Raw genomic sequence first — 19,600 nt, forward strand, 5'->3', positions numbered from 1 at the left:
AGAGCATGCCGCAACAGGACGGATTCCGGCTTCCCGAAGAGCGGGCCGGAGCCAACATATCCATCGAGAGTGGTTTGCCCTTGGGGCTTAAGTGCAAACCACTCTCGACCTGCCACCGGATGAAGACGGCCCCCGCCGTCGCGGTCCAAGAGCATAGGTCGACGGACGTGAGCGATAAAAGCAGCAAATACGCAGGTAGCAGCGCGAAGAGCGAAGAAGGCGGCCTTTGGGAGACCATCAAGGTCATCGTCCAGGCGCTTCTGATCGCCGTGGTCGTGCGCACCGTGCTCTTCCAGCCCTTCAACATCCCGTCGGGGTCCTTGATCCCGACCCTGCTGATCGGCGATTACCTGTTCGTCTCCAAGTATTCCTACGGCTATTCCAAGCACTCGATCCCCTTCAGCCCGGCGCTCTTCTCCGGCCGCATCCTCGGGTCCGAGCCGAAGCGGGGCGAGATCGCGGTGTTCAAGCTGCCGAAGGACAACTCGACCGACTACATCAAGCGCGTCATCGGCCTGCCGGGAGACAAGATCCAGGTGATCGGCGGCGTGCTGCACATCAACGGCCAGCCGGTCCAGCGCGAGCGCGTCGAGGACTATAAGACCACGGATCTCTACGGCCGCACGATCTCCGTGCCGCAATACAAGGAGACGCTGCCGGGCGGCGTGTCCCACTTCGTCATCGAGCGCGACGGCGACCGCGGCTACTGGGACAACACCAACGTCTACACGGTGCAGCCGGGCCACTTCTTCATGATGGGCGACAACCGCGACAACTCCACGGACTCGCGGGACGAGGCGAGCGTCGGGCAGGTGCCGTTCGAGAACCTGGTCGGCCGCGCCGAGATCATCTTCTTCTCCATCGACGAGAGCGCCTCCCTGTGGCGCCCTTGGGAATGGCCGCAGAAGATCCGCTGGAATCGTCTCTTCGAACGGATCCAGTAGCCCGTGGCACGCCGCAGGCCGAATCTCGACGAGCTTCTGAACAAGCTCGATTACCGCTTCGAAAGGCCCGAGCTCCTGGACGAAGCCCTGACTCATGTCAGTGCCCCCCAGGCGGCCGGGCAGAGCTATCAGAGGCTGGAGTTCCTGGGCGACCGGGTGCTCGGTCTCGCCATCGCGGCGCTGCTCTACAGGAAGTTTCCCGACGCACCCGAGGGCGAGCTCTCGCGGCGCCTCGCGGAGCTCGTGCGGCGCGAGAGCTGCGCGGAGATCGCCATCTCGTGGGATGTCGGGCCCTATCTCAAGCTCGGCGCCGGCGAGGCCCATTCGGGCGAGCGGCGCAACCAGACCATCCTGGCCGATGTGTGCGAGGCGATCATCGGGGCCGTCTTCCTGGATAGCGGCTACGAGGCGGCCCGCGCTCTCGTCGAGCGCTCGTTCCAACCCCTGCTGGAGGCGCCCCGCCGCCCCTTGCGGGATCCGAAGAGCGCCCTGCAGGAATGGGCGCAGGGACAGGGGCTGCCTCCCCCGACCTATTCCGTTGCGGAGCAGACCGGGCCCGACCACGCGCCGAAATTCCGGGTCATGGTCAAAGTGAAGGGTGCCGAGGGCGAGTTCGGCTCCGGCACTTCGAAGCGCATCGCGGAACAGGCGGCTGCGCGAAGCCTTCTCATGAGAGAGGGCGTATGGACGGAGGAAGAGCATGGAACAGCCTGAGCAGACCAACACGAAGGCCGGTTTCGTCGCTCTCATCGGCGCGCCGAACGCGGGCAAGTCGACCCTCCTGAACTCGCTCGTCGGGTCCAAGGTCTCCATCGTGTCGCGCAAGGTGCAGACGACCCGCGCCCTGGTCCGCGGCATCGCTATCGAGGGCGAGGCGCAGATCGTCTTCGTGGATACCCCCGGCATCTTCAAGCCCAAGCGCCGCCTCGACCGCGCCATGGTCACGTCGGCCTGGGGCGGAGCAGGGGACGCCGATGTGATTGCCCTCCTGCTCGACGCCCGCAAGGGTATCGACGAGGAAGCCGAGGCGATCCTGGACAAACTGCCCGACCTGAAGCGCCCGAAGGTTCTGATCCTCAACAAGATCGACCTGATCGAGCGCTCCAAGCTCCTGGAAATGGCCTCGAAGCTGAACGAGAAGGTGCCCTTCGCGCACACGTTCATGATCTCGGCCCTGAAGGGCGACGGCATCCAGACGCTGAAGCGCCAGCTTGCCGAGATGATGCCGGAAGGGCCCTGGCTGTATCCGGAAGACCAGATATCCGACGCGCCCCTGCGCATGCTGGCCGCCGAGATCACCCGCGAGAAGATCTACGAGCGCCTGCACGAGGAGCTGCCCTACCAGTCCACCGTCGAGACCGACCAGTGGCAGGTGCGCCCCGACGGCTCGGTGCGCATCGAGCAGACCGTATTCGTGGAGCGTGACAGCCAGCGCAAGATCGTGCTCGGCAAGGGCGGCCAGACCATCAAGGCTATCGGCCAGGCGGCCCGCAAGGAGATCGCCGAGATCGCGGAGAGCCCCGTTCACCTCTTCATCTTCGTGAAGGTGCGCGAGAACTGGAGCGACGATCCGGAGCGCTACCGCGAGATGGGGCTGGAGTTCCCGCGGGGAGGATAAGCACCCGCTGTCGTTTCCGCTCAAGCGCGACTGCCGCACCCTCGCGTCATCACCGGCCTTGTGCCGGTGATCTTGCTTCTGTCACGTGCGGGATCGTTCAGCATCGGAATGTTACTCGGACGGGCTTCCCATAGAAAAACCGGGAGGATCATCTCCTCCCGGTTCCGCTTTCTTACTGCTGGTTCTGGCCCTGCAGCAGTGGTGTGATCCGGCGCATGGTCACGCGGCGGTTCTCGCGCTCCGGTCCTGGCGTGTTCACCTTCAGATATTGCTCGCCGTACCCCTGCGTGGTGAGGTTCTCGGCGGGGATCTGGTAGCGCTGCGTCAGGATGGTCGCGACCGTTTCCGCGCGCCGGTCGGACAAGGTCAGGTTATCCTCGTCCGAGCCGACCGCATCCGTGTGACCCTCCACCAGGAAGATCTCGTTCGGGTTGCGGGAGATGGCCTGACGCAACCCGTCCGCGATGCCCCTGAGGGAATCGATCTGATCCGGCGGCAGCTCCCAGGAGCCGAACTCGAAGTTGATCGTGTCGACGTCCACGCGGCGCATGCGCTCGCGCAGCGGCTGGCTGCGGCGCACCTCGTCGAGGGTATAGGCCCGCTCGATGCGCTCCACCGGCGGAGCCGTGAAGGCCCGCACGATATCGGCCTCGGAGGCGCGTTCGGTCTCGACGATGTACTCCTCCCGCGGAATCCGGACAACCGGAGGAGGCATGCGGATGACTTCCTCCTCCACGTAGCCGTAGCCGGGGCGTCGCTCGATACCGCTGCGCCGGTTCTCGATGAGCACGACCTCGCGCCCGGCCGGTTCGCGCCGCACGCGGCGGACGAGGTTGCCGTACTGGTCGCGCACGGTCACGATCTCGGACCCGTCAGGGCGGCGCACGATGGTCACCTCCTCGTCGGCGCCGCGCCGTTCGGTGCGGATGTCGGCGTCGCGATAGGTCCGGCGAAAGCGCTCGGTATCATCGTGCCGGATGATGACCTGATTGCCCTCGCGGATGATCGTGCGGTCGCCGGGCTCCTCGATGATGACCCGGTCGCCCTCGCGCCGCTCCCGGCGCTGGCTGCGCAGGTCGTCGATGCGGACCCGCGACGGATCGAGGGGCTCGACGCGGTCCGGCCCCGCCTCCCGCGCCCCCGGCCGTCCGGGCGCCGGCTGGATCTGCCCGCTTGGGGCGGGAGGCACAGGCTGCTGGGCACGGGGTGCCGGAGCGGGCGCCGCAGGAGCAGGAGCAGGAGCCGCAGGAGCGGGGGGGTGCCGGTATCGCGGCGGGGGGCGGGAGGCGCGCTCGGCTGTTCCGGCCGCTGGCCGCGCGTACGGTCGGGGTTCTCCGTATTGTCGGAGCGGCCCGGGCGCTGGCGTTCCGCTGGCGGCGCGGCATTGGGAGCCGGCTGGGGAGCAGGAGCCGGAGGTGCAGCCTGTTGCGGGGCTGGGGAAGGCGCAGCCGGGCGGTTCTGACCCGCCGGTGCCTGCGGCCGGGGACGTTCGGCCGGTGCCTGTTCGCGCTCCTGCGTGGCAGGGCGTTGCGGTCGCGCCGGTGCCTCGGCCGGTGCCTGAGGCCTTTCAGCGGGAGCCTGGGGTCTCTCGGCCGGCGGGCGGGGTCTCTCCGCGGGAGCCTGCGCCGGGCGAGGCGGGGCGGCTTCCGCGGGCGGAGCCGGTCGCTCGGCGGGTTGGCCGCCCGGCGGGCCGGGCTCGCGACGGGGGCGCTGGGCGCCCGGTTCCTCACCGGGACGCTGCCCTCCCGGGCCTGCGCCACGGGGCGGTCGCTGGCCGCGTTCCTCGGAGGCGCCGGGACCTCCCTGATCCTGTCCACCCTGCCGGCGTTCCTGGCCGGGGCGTCCGCCGCGCTCTCCGTCCGGTCCCTGGCGCCTCTGGCGTGCGCCGGGCGGCAGCTCTTCATCGGTGTCCGGGCCGGCCTGGGCTAGGACGAGGGGTTTGGCGGGACCCGATGGGAGTGCCGAGACATGCACCGGCATCAGCATGAGAGGAAGGGCGGTACTCGCAAGAAACAGACGGGAGAGCTTCATGATCCTCAATTCATCGTTTGGCAGAGTGAAGTCATCGACAATGACAAGCTGCAGGTTTGGTTCCGAAAAAAGGCAGGATTCCGCTTCCGAAACAGAATTTTAGAAGTTCGCCGATATCGTTGAAAAACATGGATGAATGCCGCCTGAATGCTTACATCGAGGGATCAGGAAGCACTCTCGCCGAAGGCAGCCGAGCGGATGCAATGGACTGATGAAGGCGTCGTTCTCGGCGTTCGCAAGCATGGGGAAACGAGCGTCATCCTCGAGCTGATGACCCGTGGGCACGGCCGTCATCTCGGCCTCGTCCATGGCGGTCGCTCGAAGAGCCTCCAGGCGGTGCTCCAGCCCGGCAACACCGTGCAGGCCACCTGGCGGGCAAGGCTCGACGAGAACCTGGGGGTGTATCAGATCGAGGGCCTGAACCTGCGCGCCGCGCGGCTCATGGGCTCCTCCATGGCGCTCTATGGTCTCGCCGCCCTGGCCCACCTGATGCGCTACTTTCCCGAGCGCGATCCGCATTTCGCCCTCTACGAGACGATGACGGTGCTGGTGGACCACCTGGACGATCCCGATCTCGCGCCGCCGCTTTTCGTGCGCTTCGAGCTCGCCATGCTGACCGAACTCGGCTTCGGTCTTGATCTGTCCTCCTGCGCGGCGACCGGGTCCGAGCGGGATCTCGTCTATGTGTCTCCGAGGAGCGGCCGGGCGGTCAGCGCGGAGGCCGGGGAGCCTTACAAGGACAGGCTTCTGAAGCTGCCGGGCTTCCTGATCGGCCGATCGAGGTCCAACCGCCCGGGCGAGGAGGAGATCAGGGCGGGATTTGCCCTGACGGACTTCTTCCTGCATCAGAACGTCTTCGAGCCCCTCGGGAAGAGGGCTCCGGAGGAGCGGGCGCGTTTCGTCGCACTGGCCACGGCTGGGGATGAATGAGGTTTGTTTCTGTTATGTTCTCATTTCAGATGATAAGAAGCGATTCGCAATTGAGGATTTCGAGGAATGGGTAAGCCGGTCAATCCGCCGTCAGGGGGCGAGATCGAGAACATCAATCTCAAGGACGCCCTGGAGGAGCGCTACCTCGCCTATGCGCTCTCCACCATCATGCACCGGGCCCTGCCGGACGCGCGCGACGGCCTGAAGCCCGTCCACCGCCGCATCCTGCACGCCATGCGCCTTCTGCGCCTGGACCCGAAGTCGGCGCCCAAGAAATGCGCCCGCATCGTCGGCGACGTGATGGGTCAGTTCCACCCGCACGGCGACCAGTCGATCTACGATGCCCTCGTGCGCATGGCGCAGGATTTCGCCCAGCGCTATCCGCTGGCGGACGGGCAGGGCAATTTCGGCAATATCGACGGCGATAACGCGGCTGCCATGCGCTACACCGAGGCGCGCATGACGGAAGTCGCGCGCCTGCTGCTGGAAGGCATCGACGAGGACGCGGTCGATTTCCGCGAGACCTACGACCAGACCAACGAGGAGCCGGTGGTGCTCCCGGCCGCCTTCCCGAACCTGCTCGCCAACGGCTCGCAGGGCATCGCGGTCGGCATGGCGACGTCGATCCCGCCGCACAACGCCGCCGAGCTCTGCGACGCGGCGCTCCACCTGATCGCGAAGCCGAACGCCACTTCCGAGCAGCTGATGCAGTTCGTGCCGGGCCCGGACCTGCCGACCGGCGGCATCATCGTCGATACGCCGACCGCCATGGCGGAGACCTACCGGACGGGCCGCGGCTCGTTCCGCGTCCGCGCCCGCTGGACCAAGGAGGATCTCGGCCGCGGCAACTGGCAGATCGTCGTCACCGAGATTCCCTATTCGGTGCCGAAGTCCCGTCTGATCGAGAAGATCGCCGAGCTTTTGCAGGAAAAGAAGCTGCCGCTGCTCGCCGACGTGCGCGATGAATCGGCCGAGGACATCCGCGTCGTCCTGGAGCCGCGCGCCAAGACGGTCGATCCGATCATCCTGATGGAATCGCTCTTCAAGCTCACCGAGCTGGAGAGCCGCATTCCCATGAACGTGAACGTGCTCGCCGGCGGCAAGGTGCCCAAGGTGCTAGGGCTCGTGGAATGCCTGCGCGAATGGCTCGACCATCGCCGCGAGGTGCTGATCCGCCGCTCGGGCTTCCGTCTGGCGGCCATCGACCGGCGCTTGGAGATTTTGGGCGGCCTGCTCATCGTCTATCTCGACCTCGACCGGGTGATCAAAATCATCCGCGAGGAGGACGAGCCGAAGGCCGAGCTGATGCGCGTCTTCAAGCTCACCGAGGTTCAGGCCAACGCCATCCTCGACACCCGCCTGCGCAGCCTGCGCAAGCTCGAGGAGATGGAGCTCAAGCGCGAGCAGAAGAACCTGCAGGACGAGAAGGCCAAGATCGAGGAGCTTCTCGGCTCCGAGAAGGTGCAGTGGAAGACGATTTCCGCCGAGATCAAGGAGGTCCGCAAGACCTTCGGGCCGGATACGCCGCTGGGCCGCCGCCGCACCTCCTTCGCCGAGGCTCCGGACACCTCCGACATCGACTTCGCGGAGGCCATGATCGAGCGCGAGCCGATCACGGTCATCGTGTCGGAGAAGGGCTGGATCCGCGCCATGAAGGGGCACCAGGCCGATCTCTCGGGAGTGCAGTTCAAGGGCGACGACGCGCTGAAGACGGCGTTCTTCGCCGAGACCACGTCCAAGATCGTCGTGGTGGCGGATAACGGCCGCTTCTTCACCCTCGATGCCTCGAAGCTTCCGGGCGGGCGCGGCTTCGGCGATCCGATCCGCCTCATGGTCGACCTGGAGGAGGGCGCCGACTTCATCGCAGCCTTCCCCTACCGGGCGGGCTCGAAGCTGCTCGTGGTCGCCACCGACGGACGCGGCTTCGTGGTGCCGACCGACGAGATCACGGCAAACACCCGCAAGGGCAAGCAGATCCTCAACCTCGATGCGCCGGCCAGGATGGTGGTCTGCACCGAGGCCGAGGGCGATCACGTGGCGATCATCGGCGAGAACCGCAAGCTCCTCGTCTTCCCGGTGAAGCAGGTGCCGGAAATGACCCGCGGCAAGGGCGTACGCCTCCAGCGTTACAAGGACGGCGGCGTCTCCGACGCCAAGGTCTTCACCCTGAAGGAGGGCCTGACCTGGAAGGACACTTCCGGCCGCACCTGGACGGTCGCCAAGGAAGACCTTCGCGACTGGATGGGCGACCGCACCGAGGCCGGCCGCCTGCCGCCGAAGGGCTTCCCGAAGTCGAACAGGTTCGGGGAATAGGGTCTCGCACCTATCACGTCATGGCCGGGGCAAGCCCGGCCATTTCGATTCTGTGAAACACTCTGACGTCATCCCCAGCGAGCGAAGCGAGGGAACGGGATCCACGATCACCCGCTCAGCGATGGATTCCCTTCCCCTCCGCTACGCTCCGGCCGGGAATGACACCGAGTCGCCTCTTCCAATCGGGATCACTGCACAAGGCCGGTGATAACGGCGTCTCACGATTGCCCCACCGTTCCGCCCGTCGTCTCCGACGGGTTGTTCATCTCCGGCGGGACGGGGCCGCGCTCTCCAGCTCCGCGTTCCAGGCGGGCTGCGATCTCGGCCACGTGACGGCCCTGGAAGCGGGCGCCGCCGAGTTCGTTTTCGCTCGGCCGGCGCGAGCCGGCGCCGCCGGCGAGCGTCGTCGCGCCATAGGGCGTGCCGCCCGAAATCTCGTCCATCTTGGTCTGTCCCGGATAGGAATACGGCAGGCCGACGATGATCATGCCGTGATGCAGGAGCGTGGTGTGGAACGACGTGATGGTGGTCTCCTGTCCGCCGTGCTGCGTCGCCGTGGAAGCGAACACGCTGCCGACCTTTCCGACCAGCGCGCCCTTCACCCACAGGCCGCCGGTCTGGTCGAGGAAGTTGCGCATCTGCGCGGCCATGTTGCCGTAGCGGGTCGGCGTACCGAAGATGATGGCGTCGTAGTCGCCGAGCTCGTTCGGGTCAGCGATGGGGGCGTCCTGGTCGACCCGCATGCCCGATTTGCGGGCGATTTCCTCCGGCACCAGTTCCGGCACGCGCTTGACGACGACGTCGGCACCCGCGACCGAGCGGGCGCCCTCCGCGACGGCCCGAGCCATCGTCTCGATATGGCCATAGGACGAGTAATAGAGGACGAGGATCTTGGCCATGGGGCACCTTCGTTCGCGTGAGTGTCACGCAACGAACAAGGGGCAGGGCTTGTTGTTCCTGAAATGAACCGACGACGCCTTCCTTCGGATGCGGGTCAATCCACCCGCGCCCAGCCGTGGGCGAGCAGGCGCTCCTGGGGCTTGAAGCGGGCCTTGTAGCCCATCTTCTTGGAGCCCTCGACCCAGTAGCCGAGGTAGAGATAGGGCAGGCCCATCGCCTTCGCGCGGCGGATATGGTCGAGGATCATGAAGGTGCCGATGCTGCGGTCCAGCATCTCCGGCTCGTAGAACGAATAGACCATGGAGAGGCCGTCGCTCATCTCGTCCGTCAGGCAGACGGCGATCAGGTCGCCCGATCCTTTGCCCGTAATTCCGCTGTCGATCCCGCGCCGACGATACTCGATGATCTTCGTGTCTACATGGCTGTCCTCGACCATCATGGAATAGTCGAGCACCGTCATGTCGGCCATGCCGCCATCGGCGTGGCGCGTGTCCACGTAGCGGCGGAAGAGCGAATACTGCTCCGAGCTGGGGCGGTTGGGCAGCGCGTTGCCGATCAGGTCGGCATTGTCCTTGAGAACGCGTCGCAGGTTGCCGGAGGGCTCGAACTCGTTCACGAGCACCCGCACGGACACGCAGGCGCGGCACGCGTCGCAAGCGGGCCGGTATGCTATGGTCTGCGACCGCCGGAAGCCGCCCTGCGTGAGGATCTCGTTCAGCTCCCGGCCGCGCCGTCCCACGATATGCGTGAAAACCTTTCGCTCCTCCTTGCCCGGCAGGTACGGGCATGCGGACGGGGAGGTAAGGTAGAATTGCGGGGCGTCGCGGGGCTGGCTCGTCAATCGGGAAAGCCTCGTGGAGAAACCTTGAGCGCTAGGTCAACGCTCAAGGATAACATTGGTGTCCGGGACGTCCAGGAAAAGTGGGGGGTATGTCGCAGGGGGGCGCTGTCTAGAGGATGAGTTCGGTGTCATCCCCGGCGCCCGAAGTGCGGGAAGGGGGTCCATAGCGCTGCCCTGATCGTGGATTCCCCTCCGCTGCGCTCCGGCCGGGAATGACACTCGCCACGTCATCACCGGCCTTGTGCCGGTGATCTCGGTCGGAAAGGTGCGGCGCTCATCAGAAGCGGGATGGCCGGCACAAGGCCGGCCATGACGTGGCGGGTTTAAAAGGTCCGACGGCTTAAGCCCGGACCACCATCATGCCGGTGAGCAGGTCGCGGATGAAGCGGCGGTCGTCGCGGACGAAGCCGACGAGCACGTCGCAGGCCCAGAGCAGGAAGGTCGAGATGGCCACGTAGAAGAACAGCGCGTGCACGGCCGCGGCCAGGGGCGAGGGGCCGCGGCCCGTGTTCGGATCGATCACGCGCAGGCCCATGTAGCGCATGCCCACCGTCGCCTGCGAGGCGCCCCCGATGGTGACGGCGTTGTAGACGATGAAGATCAACGCCGTGAGCGGCAGGGCGAAGAACAGGCCCCAGCCGAGGCCGAGCGTGATGATGCCGAGGAAGAAGATCCCGATGGAGACGAGCACGACCCACAGGGCGATCACGACCAGGTCGATCATATAGGCCCAGAAGCGCCGCGAGATGACGCCTTCCGTCAACCGGGTGTCCGGAGTGTAGGACGGGTAGTTCAGGGTCGGCGGATAGGGTTGATTGACCATAGGTCACTCCTCAGAAGGCGGTCTCGGGCAGGCTGCGGGATACGATCCGCTGCGGCGCGAGGCCCTCTGCTGCCAGGGCCTCGAACACCTCTAATGTATGTGCTCGATCCCGCGTTTCGATAGTGATGTCGATGGAAACGCCTTTCGCCGGTACATCCAGGAACAGGCGGCCGTGGGAGACTTCGAGGATATTGGCCCCGAGAATGCCGAGAAGGCTGGCCACACGGCCGAGCAGGCCCGGCCTGTCGTTGGAGGTGATGCGGAACGATGTGATCCGGTCGTCGCGTTCCAGCTCGCGCACCATGACGGAGGCGAGGATCCGCGCGTCGATGTTGCCGCCGCAGAGCACGAGGCCGACGCGCTTGCCCTGGAAGTGCTCGGGTTGCGCCAGCATGGCCGCGAGCCCCGCCGCGCCGGCGCCTTCGGCCATGGTCCTCTGCAGGGTGGCATAGGCGTTGACCGCGCGCTCGATCAGGGGCTCCTCCACGGCGATGATGTCCGGCACCAGATCCCGGACGATGGGCAGCGGGAGCTGGCCCACGGTCTTGACCGCGATGCCTTCTGCCAGCGTCGCGCCCCCGATGGGACGGTTCTCGCCCAGGATGGCGTTGCGGAAGGACGGGTAGAGGGCCGCTTCCACGCCGACGATCTCGATGGACGGCTTGATCGCCTTCGCCGCGACGGCGATGCCGGAAATCAGCCCGCCGCCGCCGATCGGCACGACGATCTGGTCGAGATCGGGCGCGTCGGCCAGCATTTCGAGCGCGATGGTGCCCTGTCCCGCCATCACCTTCGGATCGTCGTAGGGATGGACGAAGACGAGGCCCTCGGCCTCGGCGATCTCGCGGGCGCGGGCGGCGGATTCGTAAAGAGTCTCTCCGTCGAGGATCACCCGCGCGCCGTAGGCGCGGGTATTCTCCGCCTTCACCATGGGGGTGCCGACGGGCATCACGATGGTCGCCGGGATGCCGAGGCGGCGCGCATGATAGGCGACCGCCTGGGCATGGTTTCCGGCCGACATGGCGATGACGCCGCGCTTGCGCTCGGCTTCCGTGAGGCTCTCCAGCTTCGTGGTGGCGCCGCGCTCCTTGAAGGAGCCGGTCGGCTGCATGTTCTCGTGCTTGACGAACACGGTCGCGCCGGTGAGCTGCGACAGGCGAGGGGACGGCACGAGGGGTGTCCGCAGGACCTGCCCCCGGATCGTCTCCGCCGCGCGCTTCACGTCCTCGATGGTAATGGCGTAATCGGCCACATCGTCCTCCAGAATTTTATTATACGCCATTAAACGGCTCTTGGTGTCGGATCCCTGAAGCCCAGCAGACCGCCGGGCCGGAAAATCAGAAACACGACAAGGGCCGCGTAAAGCGCCATGTCGCGTATCTCGATGGGGAGATACGCCGACCAGAGCGTCTCGAACAGCCCTACGGCGAAACCTCCTAACATTGCTCCGGGGATAGAGCCAATGCCCCCGATGACGGCGGCGATCAGTGCCTTGAGGCCGTATTGGAAGCCTCCTGCGAATCCCAGGCCGCCGTATTGCGCCACGATCAGCATGCCCGAGAGCCCCGCCATGGCGCCGGCCAGGGCGAGTGTCTGGACCAGGAGGCGCACCCCGTCGACGCCCATGAGCGCCGCCGCCTTCGCGTCGTCCGCATAGGCCCGCCAGGACCGGCCGAACCCCGTGGCCTGGACGAGCCACAGGAGCCCGAGCGCCGCCGCAAGGCCGATCCCCGCCGTGATGACGGTAATCGGCGTCAGGCTGACGAGGAAGTCCTCCGCGCGGGCAAGAGGCCAGGCCTCGGACCAGATCGGCGGCAGCCAGACCGTCACGGGGCTCTGCACGAGGCGCAGGTACTCCATCAGGAAGAGGCCCATGCCGACGGTCGCGATCAGGCTCGGCTGCGAACTCGGGCCGGGGATGCGTCCGATGGTGAAATAGCCGCCCGCCGCGCTGTGCATCGCCCCGGCGAACAGGGCGGCCGCCAGACCGGCCGCGAGGCCGAGAACGGGCGAGCTCGTGCCGTAGACCAGCAGGATCGAGGCGCCGGCGATGGTGGCCGCGGAGCCCACCGCCGCGAGTTCCCCGAAGGCGAGGTTGATCCGCCCGGTCAGGCCGAAGACCAGCGCATAGGCGACCGACAACAGGGCATAGATCGCTGTTCGCGGCAGGCTCACCAGGATCTGCTGGAGCCAGTAGGCGACACTTTTGGGGATCTCGAACGCATCGGCGGCGGGACGGCTTCCCGGATCCCCGGCGATCCCTTCCGGCGTTTCGAGATAATAGCGCTTGAGCAGGTAAAGGCTGGCGCCGGAAAGCGGGCCTTCTTCGGTGGCCAGGCCTTCCAGCTCGGCCTTGTTGGGGGAGAGCCCCTCGGCCATGAACTGGCAGATCGCGAAGCGCTGGAGGATCGGGCGGTCCGGGTACTCCGCCAGATAATCGACCCGCAGGCTCCGCGGCCCGGGACCGGCCTGGACGCGCTCGACGGTGATTGCCGCCTTGGGATTGAGGGCGGGCAGGGCGGACCGGCACACCCGCGCCTGGTCCGAGTCGATGGTGAGCCCGCAGGCGGCGAGGAAGCAGAGGCCGAATAGGAGTGCTGCGAGGCGCGCGAGCTTCCGGACGAGGCTCGGGAGTAAGGATGCCGGCTTCCTCGCTTCCCTTTGCGGGGTGAGGAAGCGGGAGAGCTGGGTGCACCCCTCCGTCATGGCCGGGCTGGTCCCGGCCATCCCGATGCTGTGACGCGCGGCGCTTTTCGAATCGCGATCACCGGCACAGGGCCGGTGATGACAATGTGAAGCGCCTTGCCAGGAATGGTCAGCCCCGGTTTTTCAGCTTCTGCGCGACATGGGGAGCGAAATAGGTGAGGATTCCGTCCGCGCCGGCACGCTTGAAGGCCAGGAGGCTTTCCATCATCGCCCGTTCCCCGTCGATCCAGCCGTTCCCGGCCGCGGCCTGGATCATGGCATACTCGCCGGAGACTTGGTAGGCGAAGGTCGGGACCGCGAAGGTCTCCTTCACCCGTCGTACGATATCGAGATAGGGCATGCCGGGCTTGACCATGATCATGTCCGCGCCTTCCTCGAGATCGAGGGCGACCTCGCGCAGGGCCTCGTCGGAATTGGCCGGATCCATCTGGTAGGTGCGCTTGTCGCCGACCAGGGTGGCGCTCGTGCCGATGGCGTCCCGGAACGGGCCGTAGAAGGCGGAGGCGTACTTGGCCGCGTAGGCCATGATCTGAACGTCCAGGAACCCGGCCGCGTCGAGTCCCTCGCGGATGGCGGCCACGCGGCCGTCCATCATGTCCGACGGGGCGATGATGTCGGCGCCTGCTTCCGCCTGAAGCACGGCCTGACGCACCAGCAGGGAGACCGTCTCGTCGTTGAGGATGCGCTCGCCGTCCATCACGCCGTCATGGCCGTGGCTCGTATAGGGATCGAGCGCCACGTCGCAGATGATGCCAATGCTCGGCACGGCCTTCTTGATCTCGCGCGCCGCGCGGCAGACGAGATTGCGGCTGTTCAGGGACTCCGACCCGGTTGGGTCGCGGAGCGCCGGATCGGTATAGGGAAAGAGTGCAATGGCCGGGATGTCGAGGGATGCGGCCCGTTCGGCCTCGCGCACGGCCTCAGTGATGGTCAGGCGGTCGACGCCCGGCATCGAGGCGACCGGCGTCCGCCCGCTGGCACCCTCGACGACGAAGATCGGCCAGATCAGGTCGTTCACCGTCAGCACGTTCTCCTGCACCAGCCGCCGCGCCCAATCGGCCTTGCGGTTGCGTCGCAGGCGGTGGGACAGGTTCAGGGAAGAGGCGGGGGCTTCTTCCGAGGAGCGGCGGGGGAGCGGCGACAGTTTCGACATGATCCTCACACGGCGCCGGCTTCGATGCGCCGGCGAAGGTCCAGAGGGTTAGCACATTTAAATTGCTCTAAAAAAGGGTTCGAGGTCGCAGTTCGGCCCGATCCGTGTGAAATTGCCCTCAACCCAGCCATGCGTCGTGGGCACCTCGCTGTCATTCCCGGTCGGAGCGTCAGCGGAGGGGAAGGGAACCCATGGCTCGGTGCGTGGTCCTGGATCCCTTCCCGGCCTGCGGCCGCCGGGGATGACAAGTCTGTCCATTGACGGCCGGGCGGGGCCTTGTTTTAAGCCGAAGGGAAACGAAGGAGTGTTCCATGGACGAGAGCGTTGAAGTCCTCTGCGAGAAGCAGGGCGAGGCGGGCCTCATCACGCTCAACCGTCCGAAGGCGCTCAATGCCCTGACGCTGCCCATGGTGCGCGAGATGCGCCGGGCCCTCGATGCCTGGGCGCGGGATCCCGCCGTGACGCGGATCGTCGTCCAGGGGGCGGGCGAGAAGGCGTTCTGCGCCGGGGGCGATATCCGCCAGCTCACGGAAGACCTGAAGGCCGGACGGCGCGAGGAGGCGCTCGCCTTCTGGCGCGAGGAATACCAGCTCAATACCGCCATCAAACGCTATCCCAAGCCGTATATCTCCCTGATCGACGGGATCGTCATGGGCGGAGGCGTCGGCGTGTCCCTGCACGGCGCCTACCGGGTCGCGGGGGACCGCTATCTCTTTGCCATGCCGGAGGTCGGGATCGGCTTCTTCCCCGATGTCGGCGCGACCTATGCGCTCCCGCGCCTGCCGGGCCAGACCGGTATGTATCTCGCGCTCACGGGCGAGCGCGTGAAGCGCGCCGACGCGATGATGCTGGGGCTCGCGACCCATGCAGTGCCGAGCGGGAACATCCCGGGTCTCCGGGACGCCCTGATCGGCGGCGATGCTGTCGAGGCGGCTCTCGCCCGGGTCGCGACCGATCCCGACGAGGCTCCTCTGGAAGATCAGCGGGAACTCATCGATTCCTGTTTTTCCGCCGGAAGCGTGATCGAGATCCTGGCGCGCCTCGACGCGGCCGCCGCGAAGGGTTCGGAGTTCGCCGCGAAGACCGCCGCAGGCATGCGGACGAAGTCGCCGACGAGCCTGTGCCTTGCCTTCGAGCAGGTGCGCCGGGGGGCATCGATGGATTTCGAGGACGCCATGAGAACCGAATTCCGCATCGTCTCCCGCATCGGCGACGGCCACGACTTCCATGAGGGCGTGCGGGCGGTCCTGATCGACAAGGACAACCGCCCCGCCTGGCGGCCCGCCTCCCTGGAGGACGTGGAGCCGGCCGCCATTGAGCGTCACTTCGCCGATCTGGGCGACCGGGAACTGGAGATCGCCTGATGTTCCGCAACGGCAATCAAGGCACGTCCGCCCAGGCGACCCGGGAATACCTCTCCGACCGGATCGAGGAGCGCCCCGTCGCCACCTCGATCATGCGCTGGAGCTTCGTTCTCACCTGGTTCATGAGGGTCCTGGCGATCCTCTGGATCATGAAGGGCCTGAGCGCCTGGGCGGTGATCCTCGGAATCTGGACGCCGATCGGGCATTTCGAGGGGCGCTCGACGGGCTATCAGGCCACGATCATCTATTTCGCCCTGATCGACCTGGTCGCGGCGGTCGGCCTTTGGATGGCCAGCACCTGGGGCGGGATCATGTGGCTGCTCGCCATCATGAGCCACCTGATTCTCGCGGCGTTCTTCCCGGGCATCGTGTCCGGCGGCGTCATGACGATGGCGTTCTTCCTGACCCTGATCGCCGTCTATCTCGGAATCTCCTGGCTGGCCGCTCAGGAGAACCGCTGAACCGCCCGGCTCCTCACGCAGAAGTGTATCCTCAAGAGCACAGTTCAAAGTTACATGTGCCCTGAAGGCGGATCCTCGACGCCGGAAGCATAGGGCCGGCCGGTTTGCCATAAAACGGCCCCGATGTTCGCCGTTTTCGATACCGTTCTTTAATCCTATCCCGGCACTTATGCTGGGAACGGGGGCAGAGGCGGGCGCTGGGCCGCCGCCCCCATGTCGATCACTTCTAACCGGGAAGAGCCTGCGCTCATGTTGTCTCGCCGTACCCTCCTGACCGGATCGCTCGCCCTGATCTTCACGCCGGCCACCGGAGCCCTGGCCCAGCAATTCGCTCAGAGCCAGGCCGAGTGGTCGCAGAACTACGAGGCCGTGTCGCGCACCCGCGTGCAGCGCACCTCGACCCCCATGCTCTCGCAGGAATCCCTCGCCGCGACCGAGCAGATGATCGAGTATTACCGCAACATCGCGGCCCGCGGCGGCTGGATGCCCGTCCAGGGCGTGCAGGGCCTGCGCGTCGGCTCCAAGAGCCCGGCGGTCGTCGCCTTGCGCCAGCGCCTCATCATCACCGGCGATCTCGATCAGGCCGCCGGCGAATCGCCGATCTATGATTCCTACGTCGAGGCCGGCGTGCGCCGCTTCCAGGCCCGGCACGGCATCAGCTCCACCGGCACCATGACGGCCCCGACCGTGATCGCCATGAACGTGCCCGTGGACGTGCGCATCCGCCAGCTCGAGATCAACGTGTCCCGCCTGCGCACCCTCGTGGCCGGCGGACTGCCCAACCGATACGTGGTCGCCAACATCCCGGCCGCCCTGGTCGAGACGGTGGAGGGCGGCGTCGTCCATACCCGCCACGCCGCCGGCGTCGGCAAGAGCGACCGTCAGTCGCCGCTCCTGAACACCAAGGTGGTCGAGGTCAACTTCAACCCGTTCTGGACCGTGCCCGCTTCGATCATCAAGAAGGATCTGATCCCGAAGATGCAGAAGGAGCCGAACTACCTGACGGACAACAAGATCCGCATCTTCAACGGCAACACGGAGATCGCGCCCTCGCAGGTGAACTGGTTCTCCGACGAGGCGACCCGCTACCGCTTCCGCCAGGATCCGGGCGGCGAGCTCAACTCCATGGGCTTCGTGCGCATCAACATCCCGAACAAGGATGGCGTCTACATGCACGATACGCCCTCCAAGGGCATCTTCGGCGACGATTTCCGCTTCGTGTCCTCGGGCTGCATCCGCGTGCAGAACGTGCGCGATTACATCGAATGGCTCCTGAAGGACACCCCCGGCTGGAGCCGCGAGCAGATCGACGCCACGTTCAAGTCCGGCGATCGGATCGACGCCCGTCTGGCGCAGCCGGTTCCGATCCACTGGATCTACATGACCGCCTGGGCGACCCCGGACGGCCTCGTCCAGTTCCGCGACGACATCTACAACAAGGACGGCCTCGGCAACGCGATCCCGGTCGCCAGCCGCACCCCGACCGAGCCGGACGAAGAGATGTTCCTGCAGAACTGAGATTGTGCAGGAATGGTACTCTTTACTGCGACAGCCCGCCTTCCGGCGGGCTGTTTTCATTGAAAATGGGGATGTACCGTGACAATCTTGCCGGTGCGTGATCCTTAGATGACGAAGAAGTGCTGAGAGGTCAGTGAGAGGCCTTTCTTAAGAATGGCAATCTCAACGGCCAATTTCGAGCCCGAACCATCGGCATCATAGGACAATACGCCGGTCTTCTTGTTGTAGATCAGATAATTGCTCTTGTTCTTGGAATGATCGCCGACGCTGAAAAACTTGGCAGTGAGTTTGCCGGGCTGAGCAAGAGTACCTTTGCCGAGCTTCGTGAAATACTTGTTGTCGAGCCAGATCGAATCGTCATTAACGTTGAAGTCGGTAATCTTGTCGAAGTTCACTTTCCGATCCGTTGCGGCTGTGCCCGGCTTCGAATCGAACACGAAGATGTCTCGACCGAGCCCTCCTGTGAGGGTGTCGTTGGAGAGACCGCCGAAGATGATCTCATCTGCCACAGTTCCTTTCAGGATATCCTTTTTGGCCGAACCCCTGATCGTCATCCGGTCCGCGATCGGCTGATCGGGGCCGGAGGTGCCATCCTCCGCCACGTCGGTAAGAGTAATGACGAAGGATTTTTCAATAGTCAGACCGCCTCTGTCCGTCGCCTTGACCCTAATCGTATGAGAATGCGCCTGTTCGTAATCGAGCTTGCCCGCATCCTTGACGAACAGCGTGCCATCCCAGCCTAGCGAAAAGCGTCCGCCTGCATCGTCCAAAAGCGAGAAGTTCATGCGATCGCCCTCGTTGGGATCGGATGCAGTAATCTTGCCCATTTGAGTTCCCGAGCGAGTATTCTCAGCGACTGTCGCCTGAGAAAGAGTCAGATCTGTCGGCGCGTTGTTCTGATAAGCGAGGGTGAATTTCGACTTCGCGGACCGATTGCCCGAATCGATCACTTCGACGCTCACTTCATTGCTCCCGAAGGGCATTGCTGACCCGTTGTATTTGAACGTGACGGCACGGATAAGCTCTTGGACGAGCGCTGGTGTTGCGCTCGCATTGAAGGAGAATCGAAACTCGCTTGCCCAAGTGATGCGTGTCACCGTTCCGATTTCGATGCTGTTGACGAAGACTTTCTCGTTGAAATTTGTTGGCACAAGATCGACGTTTCCAGCCGTATCGATATCGAGCATTGCATTCGCATCGAAAAAATTATCCAATTCGATGTTCATACTACTTAAAGTATGGTCTTCAGTGATCACCGCATTCTGACCGATATCGACATGGTAGGTTTGTCCAGCCTGGATCGTCGTTATGTCGCCGCCAATACCGGAAAGCTGCGGTGCCGTATCGGTGCTCGTCACCCCACTGGCATCGGTGATGTTGTCGATGCCCTTGTTGTGAAGAGTCTGCCTCTCGGCTGCCGTAAGGGTGACGCCCTCCAGGATGAGATGCATTCCCGGCGCATGGCGGCCATATATTTTTTCGGCAAGCGCCTTGCTGTTGACCGTCACCGTGGCCGAGGAAGTCACAGGACTAATTTGAATTGGTCCTATAATTGCTTTGTCACGGAGATCGATAGTTGTGCCTCTGATCTGGAGAAAATCGATATAGCCGTCGCCGCCACTGTCGTAGGTGGATATTGAGGCCAGTTGCGAGCTGGACAAGGTAATATAATCTGTCGACGTCGAGCCGCGGATGGTTTCGAATCCACTCAGAAGTGTTGCGCTTGTAAAATCAAATGACAGTGCGGTGCCTGAGGAAGTGTTCCCGGTCAGTTGAAGGGTATCGTTCCCTAACTTTCCGTCGAAACTGCCGCCGGCTACTTGATTCTCCGCGATAAGGTAGATGTCGTCCCCATCGGTCGGGGTAGTTGTCTGTATCGCCATGGTGAAACCTCGAATTTGCGCGGCATAGTTGTCTCTTAACAACATATTTACACGTTATTATATATCGAGCAATCATAATAGCTGCGCTCTGCGTGCCATAAATTCCCACCATTTG

Annotated in this window: 17 protein-coding genes; 9 read left to right on the plus strand and 8 right to left on the minus strand. The window is 64.9% G+C overall.

What is annotated here, in order from left to right:
• Positions 1–5: 5 nt before the first annotated feature.
• Genes lepB through era form a run of 3 tightly spaced genes read left to right on the plus strand, consistent with a single transcriptional unit; the run spans position 6 to position 2,562 of the window.
• The gene (lepB, locus tag H0S73_RS13995) at positions 6–944 is read left to right on the plus strand and encodes a signal peptidase I (protein ID WP_181052733.1); all 939 of its coding nucleotides are present in this window, start codon (positions 6–8) and stop codon (positions 942–944) included.
• Positions 945–947: 3 nt separating this feature from the next.
• Positions 948–1,658 carry a ribonuclease III gene (rnc, locus tag H0S73_RS14000; protein ID WP_181052734.1) on the plus strand — a complete coding sequence of 237 codons (711 nt, stop codon included), beginning with the start codon at positions 948–950 and terminating at the stop codon, positions 1,656–1,658.
• The gene (era, locus tag H0S73_RS14005; RefSeq protein ID WP_181052735.1) at positions 1,645–2,562 is read left to right on the plus strand and encodes a GTPase Era; all 918 of its coding nucleotides are present in this window, start codon (positions 1,645–1,647) and stop codon (positions 2,560–2,562) included. The genes rnc and era overlap by 14 nt, the downstream gene beginning before the upstream one ends.
• Before the next feature lie 172 nt (positions 2,563–2,734).
• On the opposite strand, the gene H0S73_RS26250 is transcribed toward era, so the two are convergent.
• Complete coding sequence (locus H0S73_RS26250; protein ID WP_343058371.1) at positions 2,735–3,751, minus strand: OmpA family protein; 1,017 nt, start codon at positions 3,749–3,751, stop codon at positions 2,735–2,737.
• A 236-nt stretch (positions 3,752–3,987) separates the two neighbouring features.
• On the opposite strand from H0S73_RS26250, the gene H0S73_RS25755 reads away from it, so the two are divergent.
• The 3 genes from H0S73_RS25755 (at position 3,988) to parC (ending at position 7,836) form a co-directional block, all read left to right on the plus strand.
• A complete protein-coding gene (locus H0S73_RS25755; protein ID WP_181052736.1) occupies positions 3,988–4,491 on the plus strand; it encodes a hypothetical protein in 504 nt (167 codons plus the stop codon).
• Between the two features lie 300 nt (positions 4,492–4,791).
• Positions 4,792–5,523 carry a DNA repair protein RecO gene (gene recO / locus H0S73_RS14020; protein ID WP_181054342.1) on the plus strand — a complete coding sequence of 244 codons (732 nt, stop codon included), beginning with the start codon at positions 4,792–4,794 and terminating at the stop codon, positions 5,521–5,523.
• Positions 5,524–5,589: 66 nt separating this feature from the next.
• Positions 5,590–7,836, plus strand: coding sequence for a DNA topoisomerase IV subunit A (gene parC / locus H0S73_RS14025; RefSeq protein ID WP_181052737.1), 2,247 nt, complete (start codon positions 5,590–5,592; stop codon positions 7,834–7,836).
• Positions 7,837–8,054: 218 nt separating this feature from the next.
• Here the strand turns inward: parC and wrbA are convergent, their stop codons facing one another.
• From wrbA to hemB, 6 genes are all read right to left on the minus strand, one after another.
• On the minus strand, positions 8,055–8,735 hold the full coding sequence (wrbA, locus tag H0S73_RS14030; RefSeq protein ID WP_181052738.1) for an NAD(P)H:quinone oxidoreductase: 681 nt from the start codon (positions 8,733–8,735) through the stop codon (positions 8,055–8,057).
• Positions 8,736–8,830: 95 nt separating this feature from the next.
• Positions 8,831–9,577, minus strand: coding sequence for an arginyltransferase (locus tag H0S73_RS14035; RefSeq protein WP_181052739.1), 747 nt, complete (start codon positions 9,575–9,577; stop codon positions 8,831–8,833).
• A gap of 340 nt (positions 9,578–9,917) precedes the next feature.
• On the minus strand, positions 9,918–10,400 hold the full coding sequence (locus tag H0S73_RS14040; protein WP_181052740.1) for an RDD family protein: 483 nt from the start codon (positions 10,398–10,400) through the stop codon (positions 9,918–9,920).
• Positions 10,401–10,410: 10 nt separating this feature from the next.
• On the minus strand, positions 10,411–11,682 hold the full coding sequence (locus H0S73_RS14045) for a threonine ammonia-lyase (protein ID WP_181052741.1): 1,272 nt from the start codon (positions 11,680–11,682) through the stop codon (positions 10,411–10,413).
• Complete coding sequence (locus H0S73_RS14050; protein ID WP_181052742.1) at positions 11,682–13,106, minus strand: branched-chain amino acid ABC transporter permease; 1,425 nt, start codon at positions 13,104–13,106, stop codon at positions 11,682–11,684. The genes H0S73_RS14045 and H0S73_RS14050 overlap by 1 nt, the downstream gene beginning before the upstream one ends.
• Before the next feature lie 109 nt (positions 13,107–13,215).
• Positions 13,216–14,259 (minus strand): porphobilinogen synthase, encoded by a 1,044-nt coding sequence (gene hemB / locus H0S73_RS14055; protein ID WP_181052743.1) that lies wholly within the window; start codon positions 14,257–14,259, stop codon positions 13,216–13,218.
• A 311-nt stretch (positions 14,260–14,570) separates the two neighbouring features.
• Here hemB and H0S73_RS14060 point away from each other — a divergent pair, with 311 nt between their 5' ends.
• The 3 genes from H0S73_RS14060 (at position 14,571) to H0S73_RS14070 (ending at position 17,602) form a co-directional block, all read left to right on the plus strand.
• Positions 14,571–15,623, plus strand: a complete 1,053-nt coding sequence (locus tag H0S73_RS14060; protein ID WP_181052744.1) for an enoyl-CoA hydratase/isomerase family protein — start codon at positions 14,571–14,573, stop codon at positions 15,621–15,623.
• Positions 15,623–16,084, plus strand: coding sequence for a DUF6163 family protein (locus H0S73_RS14065; RefSeq protein ID WP_181052745.1), 462 nt, complete (start codon positions 15,623–15,625; stop codon positions 16,082–16,084). The genes H0S73_RS14060 and H0S73_RS14065 overlap by 1 nt, the downstream gene beginning before the upstream one ends.
• Positions 16,085–16,333: 249 nt before the next feature.
• Positions 16,334–17,602: a L,D-transpeptidase family protein gene (locus H0S73_RS14070; RefSeq protein WP_181052746.1), complete on the plus strand. Its 1,269-nt coding sequence runs from the start codon at positions 16,334–16,336 to the stop codon at positions 17,600–17,602.
• A 104-nt stretch (positions 17,603–17,706) separates the two neighbouring features.
• Here H0S73_RS14070 and H0S73_RS14075 read toward each other — a convergent pair whose 3' ends face one another.
• A complete protein-coding gene (locus tag H0S73_RS14075) occupies positions 17,707–19,485 on the minus strand; it encodes a cadherin domain-containing protein (protein ID WP_181052747.1) in 1,779 nt (592 codons plus the stop codon).
• Positions 19,486–19,600 lie beyond the last annotated feature (115 nt).

This window comes from Microvirga mediterraneensis, from assembly GCF_013520865.1.
GTDB lineage: Bacteria > Pseudomonadota > Alphaproteobacteria > Rhizobiales > Beijerinckiaceae > Microvirga > Microvirga mediterraneensis.